The following is a 25,514-nucleotide window of genomic DNA, read 5'->3' on the forward strand; positions in this document are numbered from 1 at the left end:
GAAGAGGTTTAGGATGGATCCTATTTTATATATCGAAGTTGGCGGGGTAATTTGGCAGGTATTTCCTGACGGTACTTGGCAACCATTACCTGCTGCGCAAGCGAAGGTCGATGGTGTTCAAGTGGTGAGTATTGAACCTCAAAACTTGGACCAGACTCAACCTCTGACAGAACCACAAATAGAAGCTGTAGAACAACAGTTGGAAAAGGTTGTGACTCAGCTTGTAAACAACATTGAAAGCTCACCTGAACAGCCGAGCGCTTCAAACGACCAACCTAGCGCTAGTGCCTCTTTTATTGCCTATGTCCGCTCTACACTAGACGAAACCCTGGCTGAAGCCGGTTTTGATACTCGACCAACAGAATACTTTGAAGACGACGCAACATCGAATGAAGGCAACCTCGACATACTTTTACCGAGTGCTGCATTAACCGTTGATATTTTAGATGGTGGTGATGGGTACGAAAACCAGTTCGAAGTACCTTCAGTCACGATAACGGGGACCGCTGTTGATGTTCGAGACGGACGTACCGTTCTTCTAACGATCACTGACATTAATGGTAATACGGTAACCACAACGGCAATCACAAGCGATGAAACTTATGTGGTAAACGGAGTCGATCTCTCTTCACTGGCTGAGGGGGATCTTAAGGTCGATGCGGTCATTGCTGATGAGTTTGGTAACAGCATTGCGGCCAACGACTCTACAATCAAAGACACCCTAGCCACAATCGATGTCGACTTTGATGGTTTTGGTGACGAGTTTTACAACCAATTTGAAATTGCCAACGGAGTGCTAGTCGGAACTGTTGCCAATGTCGAAGATGGCCAGACGATAAGCATTTCTATTACCGACAGCCAAGGTCTCACACAAGAATACACAACCACCGTTTCAGGCGGCACATGGACACTAGTTTCTCAAGATTATTCTAGCTTTGCAGAAGGTGATCTCACTGTCGTTGCTAGTACTGTTGATATTGCAGGAAACCCTACAACAGCGACCGATACCATCGTTAAGGACACGCTGGCGAGTATTACAGCAAGTGTTGATGATGGCGGGGATGGTGTTCTCAACAGTTTCGAAATCCAATCTGCCAAATTCTTTGGTACTGTACAAAATGTTGAGGATGGCCAAACGGTCAACATCCGAATTTCAGATAGCACCACCAACGTTATCGTTCTAACGGCAACCATAGTCAATGGCGCTTGGTCTGTCGAAGGCGTCGATTTAACGAGCTTTGCAGATGGTAGTATTTCCATTGAGGCTGACACTATTGATATCGCAGGTAACCCAGCGAATGCAGTAAATAGTGCAGGGGGCATTGTTATTGATACTGTTTCGCCAGTTATTGATATTGATACGTTAGATGGCTTTAGTATTTTGGCATTCCGTAGTGGCCAACTTACCACCATGCAGGGTACAACCAATGTTGCAGAAGGGCTCCCAGTTTACATTGAAGTAAGCGATGGGACTCAGACCCTAGTCTTTGAAGGTATTGTTGATTCTGCGGGTAACTGGCTGGTGGAGAATATTGATATTTCTGCCCTAGATTCATCTTCGGAATGGATGATTGACGCAAAAGTTTTCAATACCGTCGGCAACGAAGCCATCGATGACATGCCAACGATTATTCTTCCTGAGTCTGTTGTGTTTTCGGAAAACGTCATCGGTATTTTTGGCGATGAAACACAAACATCCGATATCCGTATCGATTTTGCAGATTTGTCATTTGGTGATGATCAAAGTTTAGCTGAGTCATTAACTTCTCAAGGCTTAACGATCACTGTCGTGGTATCGGCTGACAAGCAAAGCTTGGTTGGAACACGAAGCGATGGCCAAGTTGTATTTGATGCTGCGATTTCCGGCAGTAACGTAAACATCAACTTCTATCAGGCGATCGATCAAGAGGCTGGTTTAGACTCAATTCAGACCGCTCTGGTCATTGAGGGTTTACAAACGGATGCGGATGGTACCACAGAGCTCGTTATTGGCCATTTACCTATTGTTATTAAAGATTCTGACCCACTCATTTTTGATGAATCTTATGAAGTTATTGAAGGTGAAGTGGTATCTGGCAATGTACTCAATAACGACATCGATCTTGATACACAGCTAACCATAAAAAGCGTTGAAGTTGATGGGTTGACACAAACAATATCAGGCAGTGCCCCTGTATCATTTACTCTTGATGAAGGTGTTTTAACCGTCTTTGCAAATGGTCACTGGACGTTTGTCGCCAACAGAAACTTAGATCACACCGTAGCTCAAAACATCACTTTCAACTATGTCGCAGGCGATAGCAGTAATGATTTCGGAACTGGTACGGCAGTCATCGATATTTTTGATGGTGATGCGGGGTTAGTTGTCGATGGGACAACGACCAGCTCTGAAGGTGACGTATCTGATGGAGTCCAAACTGTCGTCGGTCAGTTTACTGTTTCCGCAGGCTCAGATAATCCAGATCCCGCCTCGATTGTCTTTAATACCAATACCTTAGTGCAGCTAGACGCCTTGGGCTTAACGACTGGAGATGAGGAGTTCCCACTAACTTACACGTTAGCCAATGATGGTAAAACGATTACCGCACAAGCAAATGGTGAAACGATATTCACACTAACGTTGAGTGTGGTTGCTAGTGGTATTGATGTCCTCGCAGATGTCACATTAGTTCTAGAGCAGCCTATAAACCACCTGATCAGCAACGATTCTATTACCCTGCCACTTATCATTGATGGAGAAGACTTAGATGGTACTGCTTTAGAACAAGGGCAGTTTGATTGGATTATCCAGGATGGGGTCGATCCGGTACTAACTTCAACTAGCAATGCTGCTGTGGACGAATCTGATCTTATTAATGGCAGTGTTTCTGATACTGGTATGTTTAATCTCAACGTCGGGAGTGACTTTGTCGAGTCCGTATTTTTCGGTGCTGCAGATCAGCCGCAGTTATTTAGTGGCGGTGTACAGATCATTTATGTGGTCTCTGCGGATGGAAGTGAACTTACTGGCTATGTTGGTTCTGAAAGTGCTGACAATAAAGCATTCACCTTGAGCTTTATCTCTCCTTCAGGTGAGGCGGATACTGATGTTACTTATACTTTTGAACTCTTTAAGGGGCTTGACCAAGATAACATTACAGACCAACTTCCATTCGTTGTTACCGCCAAAGATGATGACAATGATGTAACCAAATTAACCTTGAATGTATCAGTGACTGATGGCGGTGAACCAACGATTGGTTCAGGAACGGTTGAACTGAGTGAAATTCCCGTGGCTGATAGTACTCCATCGGGAGTTGGGTCAACAGCAAACGTGAGCTTAGCCGTTACCGCAGGGAATGATCCACTGGTTTTCTTAGGTTTGGATGTGACTACGGGCCAAGCTGTTCTTGATAGCGATGGTATAGCGGTAACCAGCAATGGTGAAGCGCTGACTTGGCGTGATAACGGTAATGGTACCTTTGATGCGGTTCTTGGTAATGGTGATGCTGTTTTCAGAGTCAAATTACCAGATAGCTTCAGCCTTGAAGCCAATGGCTCAACAAGCGTTGATGTCGTTATTGAGCTGTATCAGTCCATTGATCATGGCTCAGGTTCTAAAGACACCGAGCTGACGATTCCAGCTTCTATCGTCACCATTGATTCCGATGGTTCTAGAGACTCGCAAGCGTCTGATATAAAAATCTATGACGGTAAAGATCCTGAAATTTCGGTGACTGGAGGCATCTCAGTTGATGAAGATGGTTTGCTAGGAGATGGTCAGCAAGTTGGAGTCGAAGATAGCAGTCCTTCTTTAGGTATTATTGAAGGCTCTGATGATGTTGTTTCTGTCACGGTCAACACCGCTGCTTTTGATTCACTTGGCTACACCAGTGCTGGGAAAGCGATCTCCCTTAAAGCTGCTGATTCTGATGGTTGGTATTATGGGCAAGATACTGACGGCAACAACGTATTTAGGATTCGCTTTAATACTGACGGAACCACTGAATTTGATCTCTACGCACCACTAGACCATGCCACGGGCGATGGTGAAAACAATCTAGCTCTTAATTTTGAACTGACAGTTAATGATGCGGATGGAGACAGTTCTGATCCTGCTATTTATTCTGTCAACGTAACAGATGATGTTCCGACTGCTCGAGATGGTTCTATTGAAATGGTTGAGGGTGATAACCTCAATGGACAGTTCCTAACCGAAGAATTTGCAGGCGCAGACGGCGCAGAAATTATTAGCTTCACTTATCGAAATGCCACGTATACCTTTGATAACGTCGGTACACCGATCACGATCAATCTAATTAATGATTATGATGGCGGTTCCACTTACGGCCAGTTTACGCTCTCACCAGATGGTAGCTACCAGTTAACTACGAACCAGAATGTAACGACTAATCCTGCCGATCCTAAGATTGTCGATGACATTGATTACTTGGTGCGAGATGCGGATGGCGATGAAGTCGTTAGTAACGCAGAGCTTATATTGGATGATAACGAAGGTTTTATTCGTTATGAAGATTCTGAAACCACAGAAGATAACGATGCGATTATTGTCGTCAGTGTCTCAACCGGTGATATTGACCAAAGCGAAACGGTTACGGCTATCGAATTCTCTGAAGCATCGCTAAACGGTGGTAGCTTGTACCTTGATGGGGTGCTACTTCAAGTTGTTGACGGCAAGGTCACCTTATCAGGAAGTCAGCTGACAGCGATTGATAGTCAGTTTACTGGTCCGAATGGACAGTTAACCTATCGTCCGGCCCTCCATGAATCCAATACGACGTCGACGGTTATTTTGGCGATTAACGCCATCATTAGCACGGATACGGTTCCAAAAGAACTCACAGCCGATATTGCGGTTTCTGTTTTACCTGTTGCAGACGCTCCCGATTGGTCTGATTCAGTATTCACTTATCAATCTGTGGAAGATGACGCTGACCCTATCAAGCTTGATATTACCGCTCAACTCGTTGACCAAGATTCGTCGGAAACACTAACTTATACGATAAGTGGTATTCCCGATGGTCTGAATATCACCTTGAACGGAAATGCCGTTCAAGAGGGTAAGGAGTACACTCAGAATCAAATCGACAAAATGGAAATCAGAGCTGATGAAAACTTGGCGGGTCGATTTGAATTTGAAATTACTGCGATTGCCACTGAATCCGGAAACTCCTTCGATGATCCTGCCGATAAAACGGCTGATAATGTTCATACTGTCATCGTAGAGATCTCTCCTGATGCGGATAAACCAATTTTATCTGTTAAGGATTACAAAGGTCTGGAAGATGAACCTATTTATTTAAAAGATGTTATTGAGGGGACCCTGACAGACACTGATGGTTCTGAAACTCTGAGCTACATTATTGAAGTGCCGGAAGGTTGGTCAATTCTAGGAGAAGGTACTGCTGTAATTGGAGCAAATACTTACTTCGTTCCTGCGAGCGCAATCGAAAATGGTGTTGCTTATATTCAGCCCAAAGAGGACATCAGTTCCTTTACTGAAGACTTATCTATAAATGTAACAGCGGTTGCAACAGAATCGACTATCGATTCACTTATCCCAATTAACGGGCAGGCATCAAGCGATACTAAAACCATTGATATTTTCTTAAAAGGTGCAGTGGATGAGCCTATCGTTGTGGACGGAGGCAACGCGCACTGGGAGTACAATAGCGATACTAAAGTTATCAGTAATCAATCGGTGCTTAACGAAGATGGTTTGATTCGACTGGATTTTGTGGTCCAAACTTCGGACGACGATGTTTCAGAAGAGATTAACGTACTGCTAACCAACATCCCTGAGGGAACTTTGCTGGTGGATGCGTTGGGTCAGCCCGTATCGCTAACGATTGCGTATGTGGATGATGTCACTGGGCCGGTATTCCAAGTCTCTAACGCACAATTGAATGATTTGTATCTTAAGCCAGTTGCTGATTTCAGTGGGGAACTGGAACTTACCGTTATCGCTATTTCAACTGAGCCTGATGGTGATTCGGGTGAGTTCCCGATGACGTTAAAAGTAGAGTTAGCGCCTGTTGTTGATCAAGAAGATGGTCAAACAGTTAGTACTCAAGGTATTGAAGACAGCCAAATTGGATTGAATCTAGAGCCATCAGTGAATCAAGATGTTGATGGAAGTGAGTCTTTAACGGGTTATGTGATTGACAGCCTTCCTGCTGATCTGACTCTTTATTTTGATGGCAGTGTAATTGATGTGCCGGTTTCAGGGTTAGATTTAGAAAGCTTATTAGACTCTACGACGCCAACACTGTCCGAGCTTTTAAGTAGCGGAAGACTGTCAGTCACCGCTACTGAAGATTTGAGCGGTACATTTTCGATCCCAATTACCTATGAAGTTACCGATACTTCGCCGACAGGCGCGACTGATGTAAAGGATATTTCAGGATCAATCAGTGTCACCGTAGATGCAAGGGTCGAGTCAGATACTCGTTTGGAGAGTTCTGGTCAGCTATACATTAGTGATGACGGTTCTCCAGTCAACGTGTCGGATGCGGTTACTTTTGTTGACGCAGATATGGATGGCTCAGAGTACTTGGATTATATCTTGATCGATGTGCCTGATGGCTATTCGCTGATTATCGACCACCCGAACGGAGCCGCTCAAGATATTTCAGGAAACTGGATTATCTCTGCAAACGGCCTGACGAGTGATTCTATCCAAGAACTGGCTCAAGAAATCTTAAGTGGCATGACGATCTCCAGCCCAAGCGACACCCCTGTGTTAGATATTGTGGTGCGTGCTCGTGTTATTGATGGCGAAGATTCGAAATATATTGATACCTCATTCCAAATTCAGATTACAGGCCATGACGGCGGGGGCGGTTCTTGTGACCCTGTTGGGCCTCCAAGTCCAATCCAACCAGATGGTGATATTAAAACGCCAGAAGGTGAAGATATCGATCTCACGGGTCTATTAAATACTGATGTTGCCAGTGACCCAGACAACACTATCTCTTTCTATATTCCGGCCGATTCTCTTCCTGAAGGCGTTGAGATTTCAGGTGATGGTGTTATTGCTGAATATGACGCGGCTGGCGAAGTCGTCGGTTATTCGATTACTGCTGATGGCCTATCGAAGTTATCGCTAACTGGGTTAGATGAAGACTTTGCAGGGTGCATTGACTTTACTATAGAAACGGTCGAAACCTCGCCGTGTAATGGTGAAACAGTCACGACAAATCAAACGATCAGCATTCAAGTGCTACCTGTTGTCGATGACATTACGGTTGCAACGGATTCGACAACAATCCAAGAAGACATCACTACGGATCTTAATCTTGAGCTTGTTCTTGGAGATAGCGTTGAAGACGGCCAGTTAATCACGGGTGAAGGCAACAGCGCTACTGGTAAAGAAACCGTTAACTCTCTGACTATCACAGTATCAAATGGTGTGACATTGTCGGAGAGTCCTGCCGATACTGGCTTGTTGGTTGATAACGGCAATGGTACTTGGACGCTAACCGATCCTAGCCGTTTGAGTGATGTGTTGGTGACACCACCTGAACATTACAGCGGCGAAATTACCTTAACGGTAACAGCCAATATTACCGATGAAGCGGATTGCGTGGCTGAAACGGATATACAAGATAAAACGACCGTAGTGACGATCACGGTTGAACCTGTTGCTGATGCGGCAAACTTAGTAACGCAAGATATTGTCGGCGATGAAGACAACTATATTTCATTATCATCACTTAGCGCAGAGCTGATTGACCAAGATGGCTCTGAAAATATGTCTTTGGCATTAAAAGGTGTACCTGAAGGCGCCGTGGTTGCGATAAAAGTGGGAGACTCTTATGAGTTGGTTCCAAACAACGGCGCAGATGGCGGCACGTTCAATGGAAACCCTACTTATGAGTGGCAATTAGATCCAAGCCAACTTGCGAACTTGGTCATTATGCCACCGAGAGATTTCAGTGGAGACATGAACCTGGTGCTTGAGGCAATCACTCAAGAAATCGGCACCACTGAAATCCGCTATACCGAATCTGACTTTACCGTTGGTGTGAACCCAATTGGTGATAAGGTGGAATTCTTCGACTTACCTGAACAGATGACTGGCAGTGAAGATGAAGGCATTGTTATTCCACTTGATGCTAATAGCTTCGAGACCAACAGTGATGAGTTCTTATTAATTACAGTCACAGTGAATGGGACTTCTGATCCTTCGGGTTTAATTGGGCTTGATAGAATTCGTATTGGCTCTGAAACAAGCTCTTTCACTAATGTTGGCGGCATCATACAGGCTACGATCCTCGTTAAAGCAAGTTCTGTTGATGAGCTTGAGTTCTTTGCCGGAGACGCTTGGGGTAACCTCGATATTACGATCACTGGTCAAACGGTTGACCAAAATACGGTGCTTGGTAATTTGGTCACAGATACTGGCGAACCAAGTTCACAAGATATGACTTTGGTAATTACACCTGAGCCCGATGCTCCTTTGCTAAGCCTTGAATACCCATCAATTGTCGCTGAAGCGAGCGGCTCGATTCCTCTTGGTTTAGACCTTTCTCTCGTTAATCCTGCTGATTCCGAAGAGGGTTTTATTACCATCTATGACATCCCAGCAGGTTTAACTTTCTCGCATGGTTCTATGGTCGATGGTCAGTATGTCGTGGAATTAGCGGATGTGCCTAATTTAGCGATTACCGGGGGCTACAACAGTGGTGATCAGTTTGATCTAACGATTGAGCCATCAGCCGAAATCGGCAATAACCAAGCAGTAGGGCTCCCGCAAACCGTATCGGTTGAATTTGTGGCGGAAGGTGACTCTACGATTACCGCGACAGACGATAACGACTTGTTGATTGGCGGTACCGGCTCTGACAATTTTGTGTTTGAATCATCAGGTTTGGGCAGTGCTGGGGCACCAAGTTACGATGTGATTCAAGATTTTGATGCGTCGCCAGACACTGATGCGATTGACCTGACGAGTATTCTAGGTAGCTTGGATCTTAGTACTGGAGTACAAGCTCGCAATTACTTAGACCTTGAGGAGTCGGGCGAAGGCGTAACCATTTCTATCAAGCCTAATGGTGACGAAGATGTTCAACAAAACATCTTGTTGGCTGATGTCACGTACGACGATTTGTATCAAGGTGATAGCAGCAGTGTTTTAGAAGCACAAATTTTACAAAAAATGATAGATGACAACAACTTAACGCTGTAAGTTAGATGTACGGTCTATAAAAGGAAGTTTAGATTGGTAGAACAAAAAGACAGCTGGCTAGGTTGTGTAGAGTGGTTATGTGAGCATTTTAATGTTCGAAGCCATCCTTCCAAAATAGTGTCTGGCCTACCTTTAGTCGAAGGAAGGCTCAATGAGTCCCTTTTCCCAAGAGCGATTGAGAAATCAGGCTTGACTCTGAGTCATGTAAAAAAAGAGTTGCTGACTCAATGTCAGTTTCCGGTTGTTGCCGTTAATTCTGCGACAGGGATGCCTCTTGTCGTCACCCAAAGTTCCGGTGTTGACTTTCATGTATTGGATTGCGGAACCAATTCAAGCCAACAAACCCTCTTAAAAGATTTGGTTACTCAAGTGGAACCGTATGTGTGGCAAGTGGGTGCTCAAGCGCTTGATGATGCTCGTGTACAATCCCATGAACGCAGTGACAGTAAATCCAACACTCGTTGGTTATGGCGTGTCGTCAAAGAAGTGAAACCTTGGTACCGAGACCTGTTTATCGCTTCGTTCTTGATTAACGTATTGGCGCTAGTCGTTCCGCTCTTTACCATGAACGTATACGACCGTGTGGTACCAAACCAAGCGTTCAACACTCTTTGGGTACTGGCCGCCGGTGTGGGTATTGTTGTTGTTTTTGATTGGGTATTGAGAAGCTCACGAAGCTCTGTGACTGATATGGCGGGGCGCTATATAGACAACAAGTTGTCTTCTCAACTGTTCTCTAAAGTACTCGGTATGAAGTTGGAAAATCGACCTCAATCGGTAGGTGCATTTGCCAGACAGCTTCAAGACTTCGACAGCGTGAAAGACTTCTTCACTTCCATCTCTTTGGTCACGTTAGTCGACTTACCGTTCACCTTGTTGTTCCTGTTCCTTATCGGTTGGCTCGGTGGGGCGATGATGTTCATCCCAGTTGCCATCATGTTGGTGCTGATTGTGTTGAGCATAGCGATGAAAGGCAAAGTCGAGAAAACATTCGATGAAACCGCGCGTTTATCAACACAAAGACAAGCGCAGCTGTTTGATTGTTTAACGACCCTTCCGGACATCAAACAAAACAACGCGGAAGGTATTACTCAAAAGCGTTGGGAGCAGACTATTTCATCGCTTTCTCAATGGCAGACTCAATCTCGTCATTACTCAAATATCGTGACGCACTCTATTCAATCCAGTCAGCAGATTGTCACCATTACTCTGATCATCTTCGGTGTGTATCAAATCTCAGAGGGCTTGCTAAGTATGGGTGGGTTAATTGCTGTCGTGATGTTGAGTGGACGCGCTGCAAGCTCGGTGAATCAACTTTCTCTTTTAATGCTGAGATTCCAACAAACACGATCGGCTGTTGAAGGCCTAAATCAGATCATGGAGCTACCTCAGGAAGAGTCTAAGCACCAAGTGATCGATAAGGGCGACTTTGATGGCGGGGTTAGGTTGGATGAAGTCACATTTACCTATCCAGAAACTCAAAGCCCAGCGTTAAAGGAAATCTCTCTTGAGATAAAACTAGGTGAACGAGTTGGCCTTGTTGGTGCAGCAGGTGCGGGCAAAACAACCCTACTATCGATTGTTGCTCGTCAGTATTTACCCACAACAGGTCAAGCTTTCTATCAAGAAATCGATGGGCAATTATGGCCAACCAGTGTCTTGCGCAGTGGCATGGGCTGGGTAGGGCAAACCACTAATCTTATCTTTGGCAGTGTTTACGACAACGTCACGCTTGGTGCGACTAACGTTGATGAAGAGAAGCTAAGACAAGCGCTACAACAGTCGGGTTTGAATGGCTATATGGGGCGCTTAAGCAATGGCTTAGAAACGCCAGTTGGTGAAGGTGGCCGATTGCTTTCAGGAGGCCAACGCCAAGCTGTGGCTATCGCAAGGGCGCTTTATCGTTGTCCAAAACTTTTGATCATGGACGAACCAACCAGCGCGTTAGATAACCAAGCTGAAATACAGTTCTTCAATGCATTGCAAAGCATGCCGAGAGAAACTTCGATGTTAATCAGTTCGCACAAATCTTCGTTCTTGATGATGTGTGATCGAGTGATTGTTTTGGACAAAGGTCAGATCGTGGCTGAGGGTGAGCCAAAAGATATCCTCTCTCTACAGAAGAAAAGTGCACCCAAAGGGACCAGTCGTTTTAAGACGGTTTCAGTGGTGAAGGGAGGTCGTCATGAGTAATGATATTCAGTGGACCAACAATCACTTGGCATTCCGTTCTCGTAAGCTGATTTGGCTAAGTGCTCTACTCATTGTCTCGATTATCGGTTGGGCGACATGGGCAACATTAGAAGAGGTCGTGATCGGTGAAGGCAAAGTTGTACCTAGTCTTTCTGTTCAAACCATTCAGAGCCTAGAGGGCGGTTTAGTTCAAGAGATCATGGTGCGACAAGGTCAATCTGTCGTGAAAGGTCAGCCTCTGGCAAAGCTGGAAGACACGCGTTTTAAAGCGGCTTTTTTAGAGTCGGCTCAACAAGCGGATACCTTACTGGCTCAACAATTAAGATTGAAGGCTGAACTGTCGACTGTTGTTTTAAATAACGACGCGAAAGAGTGGTATGAGCGAGTGGTCTTGGTGCCACAAGATATTGCTGTTGATGTATCAAGTCATCCGGCGTTAATGAATGCAAAAGCGAACTATCGAGAGCGTTTAGGACAGTTGAAATCGGAACTCGAAGAGGCAGCACTTCGCATCGAGCAACAAGACCAAGCGCGTGTCGATACGCTAAATAATATCCAGACCTTAGAAAGTAGTCTCGATATCGTTATTCGTGAGCGCAACATGCTCAAAGACGTGGTCGCGAGCGGTGCGGTTGCTGAGGTTGAACTGCTGAAATTGAACCGCGATGTGGTGAAGCTAAAGGGTGATATAGCCAGCTCAAAAGTAGCGGCTCAAAAACAGATAGCCGCTTACTCAGAATCGATAGCTGACCATCGCAGCATCGCACTCGATTTTCGTGCCAAGGTACAAGGTCAATTAAATGAGGTGGCCAGTAAAATCGCGCAATTGAATGAAAGCCAACAAGCGATTGCCGACCAGCTGAAACGCACGGAAATCTTAGCGCCTGTTGATGGCACGGTGAAAGAGATATTTGTTCGCACCATTGGCGGTGTGGTGAGACCAGGTGAGCCGATTATTGAGCTGATTCCGTCGAACAGCCAGTTGATTGTTGAAGCCAGAATCTCGCCACAGGATATTGCCTTTGTGCATAAAGGTTTGGGCGCCACGATTAAATTCACTGCTTATGATTTTGTCATTTATGGCGGGCTTAAAGGCGAGGTCACTTATGTCAGTGCCGATGCCTTGCAAACAGAAGATGGCAACGCCTATTACCGAGCCCATATTCAGTTAAACGAAGACCAGCAACAAAACTCTGCCTTTAGCATTATCCCAGGGATGCAAGTCGCGGTTGATATCTTGACCGGCGAAAAAACAGTATTGAGTTATTGGTTAAAACCTATTTTACGAGCTAAGGAAAACTCACTTCGCGAGCGATGAAGTGGGTTAAAGCATAAATATAAAAGGAAGTGTAATGCATTCAAAATTCTTACTCTCTTCTTGCTTACTGATGAGCGGGCTGTCTCAAGCAGCCTCATTGGAAGAGTCCGTGGCCTTTGCCATAGACTATAGCCCAGAGATCTTGGCGCAGTACTCCCGATACCAATCGGTGATAAGAGACGGTGATGCTGCAGGCGGTTTGTATATGCCGCAAGTCAATTTGTACGCAGCGGCAGGTTATGAAGAGACGCGTTATAACAGTGGTAGCAAACTCGACACCGATGACCGTGGTCTAACGCGAACGGAAATCGGCGTTAAAGTTTCCCAGTTACTATTCGATGGTTTTAAAACAACGGCGAATGTTGACCGACTCACGTTCGAAGCCGAGGCTGAACGTTTAACCCTGATTTCACGTGCTGAAAATGTTTCTTTAGATGTGGTGAGAAACTACCTCGATATTCTAAAAGCAGAGACGCTGCTTGAGCTGTCCAAGCGTAATGTAAAAGAGCACCAAGAAATCTATCAAGACATCCAAGACAAAAAGAGCAAAGGCCTGAGTAGTAACTCGGATCTGGCTCAAATATCTGCTCGTGTTGCGACGGCGCAATCTTCATTGATAGCAGCTCAGAACAACCTGTTTGATTTGCAAACTCAGTACCTACGTTTAGTGGGCAAGCCTGCGGTGAACTTGGTTTATCCCCGTTTTGATTACGCACTATTACCAAGCTCAGCACAGGTCGCACTTGAACAAGCTGTCGAGAATCATCCAGAAATCAAAGCCTCCTTGCTTGATATCGACGCCGCTCGTAAAGAGATGCGTAGAGAAAAAGGCGATTACTATCCAGAGGTAAAACTGGAACTTCATGCCAACAAAAATGACAACGTGTCTAACCCACCGGGTGGTGTTGATGAAGACGCCAGAATCATGCTGACGATGGATTACGATCTGTTTAACGGTTTCTCTACCGACTCTCGTGTTGAATCGTCAGCGTGGCGTGTCGAAGAGGCAAGAGCAATTCGTGTTAGAACCGAGCGTGAAGTAAAAGAGGGCACCCAGCTTGCTTGGAATGCCTACAAGATGCTTGAACAACAAAAGTCTCTACTTCAACAGAATGTGGACGCGGCCAAAATTGCAGAACTGGGTTACATCCAACAATTTAATGTAGGCAGACGAAGCCTATTGGATGTGCTGGACGCAAAAGTGGAAGTGTTCTTGGCTCGACGAAACTTCATCAGCACAGAATATGATCAAACGTTAGCAGCATACCGCGTACTGAACGCGATGGGCATGTTGACCTACGCATTAAGGGTTGAACACCCAGAAGAGTGGCAAGGGGAGAACAAGTAATGAGATATTTTAAACTAGCGCTACTTAGTTCTATCTTGCTAATGGGTTGTGCTGAAACGCCCGATACGACAATGACTCGCCATCAAATTGATGATCTAGCGGATGATGACCGTGATGGGGTGATTAACCAACGCGATCTTTGTGCTGATACTCCAGAAGGCGTGACGGTAGACATTAAAGGCTGTGCCAATTGGAAAATCGTCGAAGATGTTGAAGTGTTAAGCGTGGCATTTGATTTCGATAAGTATGAACTTAAACCTGAACATACTGCGGTACTCAATGAACTTGTTCGTTTACTGGGTGAACAGCCAGATGCATCGGTGACTTTAGTTGGCGATACCAGTTCAGAAGGTACAAACACTTATAACAAGGTACTGGCGAAGAAAAGGACTGGCGTGATTCGAGATGCACTGATCGACAGAGGCATCGATGGTGAGCGAATTTTCGAACAAGAATTTACTCAGATAACCAGCTTAACTCAGCATCTTCATAAGCGTAAGCGCAGGACCATTGCAGTGTTAAAAACAGAAAGCATGGAAGTGAATCCATCTTGGAATATCTTCACCTCAGAGATGCAGCTCGACAGTAACAGCGATGTTGAATCCAAGACATCGATTGATCCAGTAGGAGGCCAGTAATGAAACGTCTATCTAATAAACCGGGCTTACTGCTTGCTGCTGTACCTATGTTGTTCTCGGCATCGACGTTTGCGAATGATGCCAGTGAAATTGGTTTGGTCACGATTGAGCCGAATATGCAGGGTCTTGTTGAAGACTTACTCAAGAGCCAAGAGATTGACCTAGAGATCTTGTTGAGTGACAGCGTACCAGAGCAGATGATCATGCAACGCTCACGTGTTGGTATTACGTCCAAAAAGTGGACTGACAAAGAGATGGCTAGGTTCGACATGCGCTACGGCTATAGACCGACAGAACTGATGTTTACCGCCGACGTGATTGCGATTCTAGCGAATGAGAATAACCCAGCAACATCCATCAGTGTCGCTGAACTTATCGATGTGTTTGGTTGCTCTAACGACCCTAAACATCCCAAATGGTCACCAAGCAGTGATATCCGTAATGGTGAAAGCCTAGATACCCACATGTTGCCTTTCGCTATCGACCATAACCTGAAGGGGCATACCACCTTTTCAAGTTGGGTCGAGTGTGGAACGGAGGGAGAATATGCCCATACTCAGTTCTTAGCGGATTTACCTGATCTGATTAACAAGATTGAAGACGAAGATGCCGCGATTGGTTACACCGTCTACTCAGATCAAATCTCGGATGTGAAATGGCTGAGTGTGGTTGATAATCTTGGGGTGAACTACGACTTAAACAAAGAGACGATCCTCTCTGGTCGTTACCCATTAGCGACGGTTTATTACATGTACCTGAATATTCCAGCGCATCGTAAAGGGTTTACTGAGCAAGAGAAGTTCTTTGTTGGACTAACTTTGTCGGAAGAGCATCAAAGCGTGTTGAACCAATACGGCTTCATCAGTTTGCCGCCAGAAGCCATTCAACGTAATAAAGTAAGACTATCGCTTGAAGAGCCTGTAATAGAAGGTGGCTATAAATAATTAGTATAATGTGTTGTATGTAAATCGTCGGGATAGTACTGTTAGTCCCGTAATGGTTCTCAACGTGACGGATTACGTTATTCGGCGATAGAATTTATCTAGCGGGCATGTATGCCCGTTTTTTTTCGCCTAAAATTTGTCGGTCAGGCGTTTGTTTGTTGATTGGTCACGTATAATGAACGCTTCATGCCGCACGAGATAAGCACAATTAATGAGAACTCTTCCTGTCTTAATCCTACCTTTTTTATTGGTTTTGAATGCCATTGCATTTTCTACGCAAGCAACCGAAAGCTGGTGGCTGCGAACGGTATTCAACACAAGTTCAGATCAACCAAGTTCTCAAAACTATATCAACGATGTCGATCTTATGGATTGTGGTGATGTAGAAGGTACTCTGCTGTGCAGTGACCAAACCAAATATTACGATCTGGATGTTTATGTTGAATTGGAGCTAGGTGAATCAAGCATTGAAGTGGTTCGCTTAACCTTGCCATATTCGAACTTAAGTTATACCAAGCTTCAGGCTTACCTTCGTCAAGATGGCTTTGCTCTGAGTTCAATGCGTATTGGGGAAGATGAGTTCGATGTCGTCGCTCAACTCGAACACGCAAAACGTGAGGGCGTTGGTTTTGATGAGGTAGATAAGCAGCTCGTAGAATTTATTAATGCACCACACCATTCATCTGATCAAGTGAGTTTATGGAACGTTCCTAACTCATCATCTGCTAGTTCGTCTTCTCCTTGGGTTCAGTTACAGAGTGATGGTGATAACTTAACGGTTGAACTAAATCGCTTTTAATTGCTCAAATTTATAGATGCTTTCGTAATTCATTAGAGTAAACAAGCCTTTTGGAATAACGGTTCACGGGCAGACAGCAAGTTATTATTCATTTAAGTGTTCGTTTTTCTGTGGCTCTCACATTTTTGGCAAGCGTTTACTTTTGCCATTTGTTATACGTTGAGCCTTAGGTAAAACGAGCTTAGGATACGTTCAGTATTGATAAAGGAGACAACCCATGGTTGCAAGAGTAACGACAGCGCCACAAGGCCCAGAACTTTCTGAGTTGGTGCAAGGATACTGGCGTACAGCTGAATGGGGCATGACCCCGCAACAACGCCTGACTTTCCTTAAGCAGCACATTGATCTTGGCATCACAACTGTTGATCACGCGGATATTTACGGTAACTACCAATGTGAAAAGTTGTTTGGTGAAGCATTAGCACTCGAGCCAAGCCTTCGTGATGATATTCAAATCGTCACCAAGTGCGATATCAACTTGTGTGGTGACCACACTCCTGATCGTAAGATCAATCACTATGACACCAGTGCACACCACATTTACCAATCAGTAAATAACTCACTAGAGCGTTTAGGTGTAGCCGAACTGGATGTATTGCTTATTCACCGTCCAGATGTACTGATGGATGCGGATGAAGTGGCAGAAGCGTTCGCAGAATTACACAAAGTCGGTAAAGTTAAGCACTTCGGCGTCTCTAACTTCTCACCACGTCAATTCGACTTGCTGCAATCTCGATTAGGCAAGCCACTCGTCACCAACCAAGTTGAAATCAATCCACTGAACTTCGAAGTTGCCCATGACGGCACGCTAGATCAACTGCAGATGAACCGCATTCGCCCAATGGCGTGGTCTTGTCTTGGTGGCGGTAGCATCTTCAGTGGCGATTCAGCGCAAGCGATTCGTGTTCGTGATGAGCTAGAAGCGATTCGCAAAGAAGTGGGTGCCGACAGCATTGATCAAGTGATCTACGCATGGGTACGCCGTTTACCGTCTAACCCAATTGCCATTATTGGCTCTGGTAAGATTGAGCGCGTTGAGACAGCTGTTGATGCACTGAAAATTGAACTGACTCGCGAGCAGTGGTACCGCGTATGGGTTGCATCTAAAGGTCACGGTGTGCCATAGAAAGCAATTCATATAGAAGCGAAAGCCAGCTAAGAAAGCTGGCTTTTTTGTGTTCGCCTAACCTATTTCTGCAAAACTGTGATTAAGGTGGAATAATTTTCAAAAACACTCATAATGCACTCTGTTTTTCACCAGTTGGATATTTCCATTGAGCACTTCAAAATTCTCTTCAATCGCCCTTAAACCAGAGCTTCTAAATACGTTAGATTCTCTTGGTTATACTGAAATGACGCCGATCCAAGCGTTAAGTCTTCCTACTATCCTAAATGGCAAGGACGTTATCGGTCAGGGTAAAACGGGTTCAGGTAAAACAGCTGCTTTTGGTTTAGGCGTGCTGCAGAACCTACGCGTTAAGCGTTTCCGTGTTCAGTCTTTAGTGTTATGTCCGACTCGTGAGCTTGCAGACCAAGTAGCAAAAGAGATCCGTACTCTTGCTCGTGGTATTCACAATATTAAAGTGCTGACACTATGTGGCGGTATGCCAATGGGCCCACAGATTGGTTCATTAGAGCATGGCGCACACATTCTTGTGGGCACTCCTGGTCGTATTCTTGACCACCTAGAGAAAGGCCGTATTGACCTGTCTGAGCTGAACACACTTGTGTTAGATGAAGCGGATCGCATGCTAGAGATGGGTTTTCAAGACGCTTTGGACGCAGTGATTGAAGCGGCGCCAAAAGAACGCCAAACTCTGCTATTCAGTGCAACTTTCCCTAAACAGATCAAATCTGTTGCAGACCGCATTATGCGCAACCCAGAAATGGTGAAGGTTGAGTCAACGCATGACCACTCAAGCATCCAGCAACACTTCTACAAGCTAGAAGGTTCTGAAGCTCGTGATGATGCTCTAGAGTTGCTGCTACTTCATCACCAACCGGAATCTGCGGTTGTGTTCTGTAACACTAAGAAAGAAGTGCAGAACGTAAACGATGAGCTAAGCCACCGTGGTTTCAGTGTTATCGAACTTCATGGCGACATGGAACAGCGTGAACGTGACCAAGCTTTGGTTCAGTTCTCAAATAAAACCATCTCGATTCTAGTGGCGACAGACGTTGCGGCTCGTGGTCTTGATGTTGATAACCTAGATGCTGTATTCAACTTTGAATTGTCTCGTGACCCTGAAGTTCACGTACACCGCATTGGTCGTACTGGCCGTGCAGGAAGCAAGGGCGTTGCTATCAGCTTCTTTAGTGAGAAAGAGATGTACCGTGTTGCTCAAATTGATGAGTACATGGATATGCCGATTGAGCCATCTGAGCTTCCAGCAAAACCCATTGCTAAGCCGTACTACTCAAACATGGTAACCATTCAGATTGATGGCGGTAAGAAAGCTAAGCTTCGTGCAGGTGATATTCTTGGTGCATTGACTGGTCAAGGTGGTATTGATGGTAAATCAGTAGGTAAGATCAACTTGTTCGCAATGCGCGCTTACGTTGCTGTAGAACGCTCTGTAGCTAAGAAAGCACTGAACAAGATCGAATCAGGTAAAATGAAGGGTCGTCAATTCCGCGCCCGAATCTTGAAGTAATTCGAGATTGAACCCCTTTGCTGCGATATGTCTAATTAATGATATTGCTAACTAATGACATTGCAGTAAAGGGTGTTCCACAAAATGCCACTCAAGTTTCTTTGTTTAGGTTTATCGACCTAGTCCTCTATATCAAAGCATTATTCATCGGGTCTTATCGAATAAAGATCGTTGATATGTTTTCCTTCGTTAATATACCAATTCATCGCTTCCTGTCGATTGTGAACGAATATCGTAATTGTGGTTATTGAACCATCGTCAAAATAACAAAGCTCATATTCTAAATCGCTTGGGTGCTCAGGAATAGCGGCCATAGCTTGCCTCCCAAATATCAATCATTTGAAAACACGCTACCCCGTTTCTTTTATAGAGTTCGTATTAGGTCAAATGAGTAATAAAAATCAAGTTATATCACTGCCGTTAATTATTTTTAGTTTAATCATTTGCCTAAATAGACGGTTTAGCAAGGTGAAGTCTCAATTTATCTGAAAGTTTTTACGATCAGCTGCTTTTATAGCTAATGTTATAAGATCAAGGGTGAATCTGATAAATCTGTTTACAGGTTCGCTGATCAGTAAAGGGTTGTGAGAGGGTGAAATGAGAAAATGCCGTTGGTTAGTGACATTGGTGTGCTTTCTATTTGCTGGGTGTGGGACGAAATTCGCCTATAACAATATCAGTTGGTTTGCGGTCAGCTATATCGAGGACTTTGTTTCGTTATCCAATAACCAAGAGTCCGAGTTAGAAGCCCGTTTAGACTCATTGCAAGCTTGGCATAAAGAAACTCAACTTCCTCAGTATATTTCTCAATTAGAAGCGATTCAAAGTATTGCTCGTGCCGATATGAATTCTGCGTTTATCGTCGACCAAAGTGAGCAAATTAAGAATCATATTCGTGCGATCGTTAATAAGTTTGCACCCGATGTTTACGCGTTAAGTATGCAACTTAGCCCTAAGCAAGATAGCGAGTTCTTAAAAAACTTTAGAGAAAAACAGCAACACTATTACGAAGAAAGATTGTCGTTGAATGACGAAGACTCCAGAGAGCGATATCGAAATCGCATAGAAGAGAGACTAGAGCGATGGCTAGGATCGGTGTCGAAACAACAAAAGCAGATTATTTATACTTGGTCTCAAGAGTGGGTAAATACCAACGATAACTGGCGCCAATATCAAAATAATACCTACCAAGATCTCACAACACTGATGGAAAAGAAGAGTGATCTACATATCGCTCAGCCAATTATTATGAACTTGCTTATGAATAACGAAGCTTATTATCCAGACGAATTGGAATCTGAGCTTAATAAGAATATGCAGACATCAGCCAAATTTTTGGTGGATATCGCCGCAATCAGTAGTGATAAGCAATGGTCTTATTTCCTGAATGAATTAGACAGTCTCAAGTCAACGCTAGTGACACTGCAGGAGTAGGGCACGAGTAAGCTTCGTTAATAACTAAAAAGGCTGATTGTGTTAAACCAATCAGCCTTTCAAATATTATCGTATGGTAAGGATTTTAACCTCGATTACTCATCAGCAACTTTGGAATAGAGCCTTTCGCTGTCTTCGATATTTTTTGCATCAGTTGAAAGCTTGGTTGCTGAATACCGTGGTCGCTTTGCAGCTCATCAATCATCAATAACCACAGTCTAGCTGTCATTTCTGAATCGGCTAACGCTCTGTGGAAGGTGCCGTCGTTGTCGATATTCTTGAAACGCACAAGGTCGCCTAGCTTATGAGTCGGTGCGTCTTGGATTAGGCGGCGAGCAATCAGCATTGAGCAGGCAAATTGTCCATTGTAATCACGACCAATGTTATCTAACTCTGCATCAAGAAAGCGTTTATCAAATGAGGCATTGTGAGCGACAAGTTGGCTGTCTTGAATGAAGTCTGCAAATTCATCCATCACTTCACTGCAACTGGCCGCTGTGCTTAACATGCGGTTACTGATTCCGGTATAGCCTTCAATGAATCCACTGACACGAAACCCTGGGTTCATGAGTTGTTGGAAGGTGTCGACGACTTCGCCATTAACGAGTTTCACCGCACCGATTTCAATCGCTCGGTCACCCATATTTGGTGATAAGCCTGTGGTTTCGAAATCGAGAACGATAACGGAGTCTGCGGAGTGTGTAGCCATCGTGTTTCCTAATTGCTATTGGGTGGTATCGTTTTATATGAGGCGTTTGGTGCTGCTATTAATAAGTTATTGATTATTGCTGCTGATAGTGAGCTCAGTGTAACCCGTCGAATCATCATGCTCTCTGTGGAAGGTCAAAGTATCGTAACGGTGAACAATCAATTCAGCGGTGGTGGCGATAATCGTTCCCTCCAGCAGATGCCCGCCAATCACATCGCCATTCTCATCAGCAACGGATATATGAACGTGCTGATGGTTAGGCGTTAACGTTGCCATCACAGATACGATTTCGAACGGAGCTTGAACTAGCTTGGTGTTGTTGGCATTAGCTAAGCGAATATTGAGTTGAGAAACACATCCTACACAAGACGCAATAGAGCCCGCGGAGATATTGTGTGCTGTCACTAGCCTCTGGATCTCAAGCTTTAGGTCTTGGCCTCGGGTTAATCTCGTTGCGATAGGAGTAATCATCTCAATACCTCTGTTTTATCTGTGTATCAAAGAACAAAACGAAGCCACAGAGGGCTTCGTTTAAGTAATACGCCGGCTAACACGTTATCGCTGCTAGTTAAGCTTTGATAGTTACTTGCCTTCTTTCTCTTGCTGTTCTCTTTTCTTCTTAGGAACGAAGTTCAATACTGAAATTGGTACTTCTTTGCGTGGTTCGAAACCTTCAACAACGCGACGTTCAATCAAGTGACCGAGACGCTTTTCAATAATGCACAGGTTCTTGAAGTTATCTTTCGATAGGAAAGAGATCGCTTCGCCAGACGCATCAGCACGGCCTGTACGACCAATACGGTGAACATAGTCATCAGCAGGGAAAGGCATGTCGTAGTTTACCACGCGGCTTAGGTTGTCGATATCGATACCACGAGCAGCAACGCCAGTCGCTACCAAGTACTTTAGACGACCTTTCTTGAAGTCAGCCAAGATCTTTTCACGGATCGCTTGGCTGCGTCCACTGTGGAAAGCTTCTGCCTGAATGCCACGCTTTTCAAGTTGAGCCACTAACTTAGCCGCGCCATGTTTAGTTTCGATAAAGATAAGCGCTTGATCCCAATTACCTTCGGTAATCATGTGGCTCAATAGTGCTGACTTACGGTCTTTATCTACCGTTACCAACCATTGCTCAATGTTCGCTTTAGACGCGTCAGTTTTCGCAATTGAAATCTCTTCCGCTTCACTGATAGCACTTTTCGCTAGCGCACGAACTGGCGTTGAAAGCGTTGCCGAGAACAGTAGGTTTTGGATGTCTTGTGGTAAACGCGCAATGATCTTGTTGATGTCTTCAATGAAACCCATGTCTAGCATGCGGTCTGCTTCATCAAGAACCAATACTTCAACTTCATCAAAGTGAACGGCACGTTGTCCGTACATGTCGATCAAACGACCTGGAGTTGCAACCAGAATATCAACACCTTCAATCAGACGATCTTTTTGATGTTGGTAAGACACGCCACCGTACATCGCTAATGAAGTTAGGTTTAGGAACTTAGCGTACTTAGTGATGTTCTGTTCAACCTGAACAGCCAGCTCACGAGTCGGTGTAAGAATCACGGCGCGAATACGTTTTTTACGCTGCGTTTCACCTTTGCTTAGCATTTCTAAGATAGGGAGAACAAAGCTCGCAGTTTTACCTGTACCCGTTTGTGCTGCCGCAATAAGGTTCTTACCAGAAAGTACAATCGGAATTGCTTTTTCTTGAATAGAGGTTGGCTTTTCATAGCCTTGTTTTGCAACGGCTTTAACAATAGGTGAGCTTAATCCAAGCTTGGAAAATGGCATAAGTTTCTCGGTATGATTTGGCTAAATAGCGATGGAAAGGTTTAACAATCTTATACAAGGATAAGATTAATGGCGGCATTCTACCATGTTGCTTGTGTACTGCTAGTCACATGCAATAAAAAATCCAGTGTCGACAAGACACTGGATTTTAGTTTTGGTTGATTGCGATCTAGCTTTGCTTTATTGAAAATGCTTAAGCGATCTCAATCTTCTCAGCTTGGTTCAGCTCTACCATTGATAGTGCTAGCGCTTCTGCAGCCTTAATCCCATCAATACCAGCAGAAAGGATACCGCCTGCGTAGCCCGCACCTTCACCTGCAGGGAAGAAGCCCTTTAAGTTGATGCTTTGGAAGTCTTTGCCACGTTTGATGCATACAGGAGAAGAGGTACGAGTCTCAACACCGGTTAGTAGGCCGTCTGGCGTAGAGAAACCTTTGATCTTCTTCTCGAACGCTGGGATTGCTTCACGAATCGCTTCGATAGCAAAATCAGGCAGCGCTTTTGAAATGTCTGTTAGGTGGATACCCGGCGTGAAAGACGGTTGTACTTCACCGATTGCACTTGGATCGCGACCTTTCAGGAAGTCACCGATTTTCTGTGCTGGTGCATCGTAGTTTTCGCCACCAAGAACATAAGCACCGCTTTCTAGTTCTCGCTGTAAACGGATACCAGCCAGTGCATCACCTGGGTAATCACGTTCTGGGTCGATACCTACAACGATTGCGCTGTTTGCGTTACGTTCTGCACGAGAGTATTGGCTCATGCCGTTAGTTACTACGCGACCTTCTTCAGATGTTGCAGCTACTACAGTGCCACCTGGGCACATACAGAAGCTGTACACAGTGCGGCCATTCTTACAGTGGTGAACGAGTTTGTAGTCCGCAGCACCTAGGATTGGGTTGCCTGCGTTCTTACCGAAACGAGCTTCATCGATCATCGATTGCTTGTGTTCGATACGGAAACCAACAGAGAAAGGCTTCGCTTCCATGTAAACGCCACGATCGTACAGCATTTCAAACGTGTCACGAGCACTGTGGCCAACAGCCAATACCACGTGACGAGATTTGATCTCTTCACCGTTAGAAAGCGTTAGGCCAGTGATTTGACCGTCTTCCATGTGAACGTCGTCTACACGAGTGCTGAAGCGGATTTCGCCACCTAGTTCAATGATAGAAGCACGCATCTTTTCGATCATGGTAACCAGTTTGAAGGTACCGATGTGCGGCTTGCTTACGTATAGAATTTCTTCTGGTGCGCCAGCTGCAACGAACTCTTCGATTACTTTACGGCCGTAGTGTTTTGGATCTTTCACTTGGCTGTATAGCTTACCGTCAGAGAAGGTACCTGCGCCGCCTTCACCAAACTGCACGTTTGATTCAGTGTTTAGAGTGCGCTTACGCCAGAAACCAAAGGTATCTTTCGTACGTTCACGAACTTCTTTACCACGCTCAACAATGATTGGGTTGAAGCCCATTTGAGCAAGTACTAGGCCAGCGAACAGACCACAAGGGCCAAAACCGATAACCACAGGGCGCTCAGTTTGGTTCTCAACCGCTTTAGCAACAAACTTGTACTCCATATCAGGAGTCACTTTTACGTGCGGGTCGCTGATGAATTGTTCTAACAACTCAGCTTCGTTTTCAACGAGAACATCAAGCGTGTAGATAAGTAAGATCTTTGATTTCTTACGAGCATCGTAGCCACGTTTAAAGATATTAAAAGAGAGTACCTGATCAGAGTTAATACTAAGTTTCGCTTCAATAGCGTCTTGAATAGCAGACTCTTCATGGTCTAGTGGGAGTTTAATTTCGGTTAAACGTATCATTTCGATGTCTCGTTTTTTATAGGTGTCTTAGCTAGATCGTTTATTAGTACAGAGTTTGATGAAAACGCTGATGCTCAAAGAAACGATAAGCTCACAATGGCGCGCATTTTACGAGAAATTGATTTATCTGTCATACTAATTTGGAAACATGGAGCAAATAGACACGATATTAGAGCCGTATGATGTTGAATTTTGCTTTGGGATGAGTATTATCCCCATTCTTCAATTTTGACTAACTTATAGAGCAGAGCATCATGGCATTTGTCGTAGGCGATAATTGTATTCAATGTAAATACACAGACTGTGTGGCCGTGTGCCCCGCAGATGCGTTCCATGAAGGCCCAAATTTCATGGTAATCAACCCAATCGAATGTATTGATTGTGGCTTGTGTGTACCTGAATGTGATGCTCAAGCGATCTTCCAAGAAGATGAGTTACCAGAAGACCAAAAGATCTTCATTGAAGTGAACGCAGAGCTCGCTGAGATTTGGCCTGTGCAAACGGAAGTAAAAGCACCAATGGATGACGCTGAAAAGTGGAATGGTGTTGCTGACAAGTTGGCAATGCTAGAAAAGTAATTGCTAAAAAGAACTCAAATAAAAAGGCGTACTGATTTAATCAATACGCCTTTTTTAATATTTGAACGCTGTCGACTGGATTGCTAGCTTATGAGA

General features: G+C 44.6%; 16 protein-coding genes. 11 read left to right on the top strand and 5 right to left on the bottom strand.

Annotated elements, in window-relative coordinates; all coding sequences use genetic code 11:
- Positions 1–13 precede the first annotated feature (13 nt).
- The 9 genes from CWO27_RS01060 (at position 14) to dbpA (ending at position 19,084) form a co-directional block, all read left to right on the top strand.
- Positions 14–9,190, top strand: coding sequence for a T1SS-143 repeat domain-containing protein (locus CWO27_RS01060; RefSeq protein ID WP_107898389.1), 9,177 nt, complete (start codon positions 14–16; stop codon positions 9,188–9,190).
- A gap of 33 nt (positions 9,191–9,223) precedes the next feature.
- Entirely contained in the window at positions 9,224–11,383 is a 2,160-nt protein-coding gene (locus CWO27_RS01065; protein ID WP_107898390.1) for a type I secretion system permease/ATPase, read from the top strand.
- Positions 11,376–12,701, top strand: a complete 1,326-nt coding sequence (locus CWO27_RS01070) for an HlyD family type I secretion periplasmic adaptor subunit (RefSeq protein ID WP_107898391.1) — start codon at positions 11,376–11,378, stop codon at positions 12,699–12,701. Before CWO27_RS01065 ends, CWO27_RS01070 begins: the two co-directional genes overlap by 8 nt.
- 34 nt (positions 12,702–12,735) lie before the next feature.
- Positions 12,736–14,049 carry a TolC family outer membrane protein gene (locus CWO27_RS01075; protein WP_107898392.1) on the top strand — a complete coding sequence of 438 codons (1,314 nt, stop codon included), beginning with the start codon at positions 12,736–12,738 and terminating at the stop codon, positions 14,047–14,049.
- Positions 14,049–14,687 (top strand): OmpA family protein, encoded by a 639-nt coding sequence (locus CWO27_RS01080; protein ID WP_107898393.1) that lies wholly within the window; start codon positions 14,049–14,051, stop codon positions 14,685–14,687. Before CWO27_RS01075 ends, CWO27_RS01080 begins: the two co-directional genes overlap by 1 nt.
- Positions 14,687–15,631, top strand: coding sequence for a PstS family phosphate ABC transporter substrate-binding protein (locus tag CWO27_RS01085; protein ID WP_107898394.1), 945 nt, complete (start codon positions 14,687–14,689; stop codon positions 15,629–15,631). Before CWO27_RS01080 ends, CWO27_RS01085 begins: the two co-directional genes overlap by 1 nt.
- 211 nt (positions 15,632–15,842) lie before the next feature.
- Entirely contained in the window at positions 15,843–16,430 is a 588-nt protein-coding gene (locus CWO27_RS01090) for a hypothetical protein (RefSeq protein WP_107898395.1), read from the top strand.
- 217 nt (positions 16,431–16,647) lie between these two features.
- Entirely contained in the window at positions 16,648–17,556 is a 909-nt protein-coding gene (locus CWO27_RS01095; RefSeq protein ID WP_107898396.1) for an aldo/keto reductase, read from the top strand.
- A gap of 148 nt (positions 17,557–17,704) precedes the next feature.
- Positions 17,705–19,084: an ATP-dependent RNA helicase DbpA gene (gene dbpA / locus CWO27_RS01100; protein ID WP_017064348.1), complete on the top strand. Its 1,380-nt coding sequence runs from the start codon at positions 17,705–17,707 to the stop codon at positions 19,082–19,084.
- A gap of 140 nt (positions 19,085–19,224) precedes the next feature.
- On the opposite strand, the gene CWO27_RS01105 is transcribed toward dbpA, so the two are convergent.
- Positions 19,225–19,398 carry a hypothetical protein gene (locus CWO27_RS01105; RefSeq protein WP_055319358.1) on the bottom strand — a complete coding sequence of 58 codons (174 nt, stop codon included), beginning with the start codon at positions 19,396–19,398 and terminating at the stop codon, positions 19,225–19,227.
- Between the two features lie 283 nt (positions 19,399–19,681).
- Between CWO27_RS01105 and CWO27_RS01110 the strand changes: the two genes are divergently transcribed.
- Positions 19,682–20,518: a DUF6279 family lipoprotein gene (locus tag CWO27_RS01110; RefSeq protein WP_102433102.1), complete on the top strand. Its 837-nt coding sequence runs from the start codon at positions 19,682–19,684 to the stop codon at positions 20,516–20,518.
- Between the two features lie 85 nt (positions 20,519–20,603).
- On the opposite strand, the gene CWO27_RS01115 is transcribed toward CWO27_RS01110, so the two are convergent.
- The 4 genes from CWO27_RS01115 to CWO27_RS01130 form a co-directional block, all read right to left on the bottom strand.
- Positions 20,604–21,227, bottom strand: coding sequence for a 3'-5' exonuclease (locus CWO27_RS01115; protein WP_102433103.1), 624 nt, complete (start codon positions 21,225–21,227; stop codon positions 20,604–20,606).
- A gap of 66 nt (positions 21,228–21,293) precedes the next feature.
- Positions 21,294–21,698, bottom strand: a complete 405-nt coding sequence (locus CWO27_RS01120) for a PPC domain-containing DNA-binding protein (protein ID WP_055319356.1) — start codon at positions 21,696–21,698, stop codon at positions 21,294–21,296.
- A gap of 111 nt (positions 21,699–21,809) precedes the next feature.
- A complete protein-coding gene (locus CWO27_RS01125; protein WP_048661141.1) occupies positions 21,810–23,015 on the bottom strand; it encodes a DEAD/DEAH box helicase in 1,206 nt (401 codons plus the stop codon).
- A 193-nt stretch (positions 23,016–23,208) separates the two neighbouring features.
- Positions 23,209–24,840 carry an NAD(P)/FAD-dependent oxidoreductase gene (locus tag CWO27_RS01130; RefSeq protein WP_102433104.1) on the bottom strand — a complete coding sequence of 544 codons (1,632 nt, stop codon included), beginning with the start codon at positions 24,838–24,840 and terminating at the stop codon, positions 23,209–23,211.
- Between the two features lie 254 nt (positions 24,841–25,094).
- Here CWO27_RS01130 and fdxA point away from each other — a divergent pair, with 254 nt between their 5' ends.
- Positions 25,095–25,418 carry a ferredoxin FdxA gene (gene fdxA, locus CWO27_RS01135; protein WP_010431058.1) on the top strand — a complete coding sequence of 108 codons (324 nt, stop codon included), beginning with the start codon at positions 25,095–25,097 and terminating at the stop codon, positions 25,416–25,418.
- Positions 25,419–25,514 lie beyond the last annotated feature (96 nt).

The sequence above is a fragment of the Vibrio sp. 10N.286.51.C3 genome (genome assembly GCF_003050065.1).
GTDB classification, from domain to species: Bacteria; Pseudomonadota; Gammaproteobacteria; order Enterobacterales; family Vibrionaceae; genus Vibrio; species Vibrio crassostreae.

Bases quoted from the DNA above. Each gene is read 5' to 3' on its own strand.
- CWO27_RS01070 (WP_107898391.1), top strand. From the start codon at position 11,376: ATGAGTAATGATATTCAGTGGACCAACAATCACTTGGCATTCCGTTCT.
- CWO27_RS01090 (WP_107898395.1), top strand. From the start codon at position 15,843: ATGAGAACTCTTCCTGTCTTAATCCTACCTTTTTTATTGGTTTTGAAT.
- CWO27_RS01095 (WP_107898396.1), top strand. From the start codon at position 16,648: ATGGTTGCAAGAGTAACGACAGCGCCACAAGGCCCAGAACTTTCTGAG.
- fdxA (WP_010431058.1), top strand. From the start codon at position 25,095: ATGGCATTTGTCGTAGGCGATAATTGTATTCAATGTAAATACACAGAC.
- CWO27_RS01115 (WP_102433103.1), bottom strand. From the start codon at position 21,227: ATGGCTACACACTCCGCAGACTCCGTTATCGTTCTCGATTTCGAAACC.
- CWO27_RS01105 (WP_055319358.1), bottom strand. From the start codon at position 19,398: ATGGCCGCTATTCCTGAGCACCCAAGCGATTTAGAATATGAGCTTTGT.
- CWO27_RS01125 (WP_048661141.1), bottom strand. From the start codon at position 23,015: ATGCCATTTTCCAAGCTTGGATTAAGCTCACCTATTGTTAAAGCCGTT.
- CWO27_RS01075 (WP_107898392.1), top strand. From the start codon at position 12,736: ATGCATTCAAAATTCTTACTCTCTTCTTGCTTACTGATGAGCGGGCTG.
- CWO27_RS01080 (WP_107898393.1), top strand. From the start codon at position 14,049: ATGAGATATTTTAAACTAGCGCTACTTAGTTCTATCTTGCTAATGGGT.
- CWO27_RS01110 (WP_102433102.1), top strand. From the start codon at position 19,682: ATGAGAAAATGCCGTTGGTTAGTGACATTGGTGTGCTTTCTATTTGCT.
- CWO27_RS01060 (WP_107898389.1), top strand. From the start codon at position 14: ATGGATCCTATTTTATATATCGAAGTTGGCGGGGTAATTTGGCAGGTA.
- CWO27_RS01085 (WP_107898394.1), top strand. From the start codon at position 14,687: ATGAAACGTCTATCTAATAAACCGGGCTTACTGCTTGCTGCTGTACCT.
- CWO27_RS01120 (WP_055319356.1), bottom strand. From the start codon at position 21,698: ATGATTACTCCTATCGCAACGAGATTAACCCGAGGCCAAGACCTAAAG.
- CWO27_RS01130 (WP_102433104.1), bottom strand. From the start codon at position 24,840: ATGATACGTTTAACCGAAATTAAACTCCCACTAGACCATGAAGAGTCT.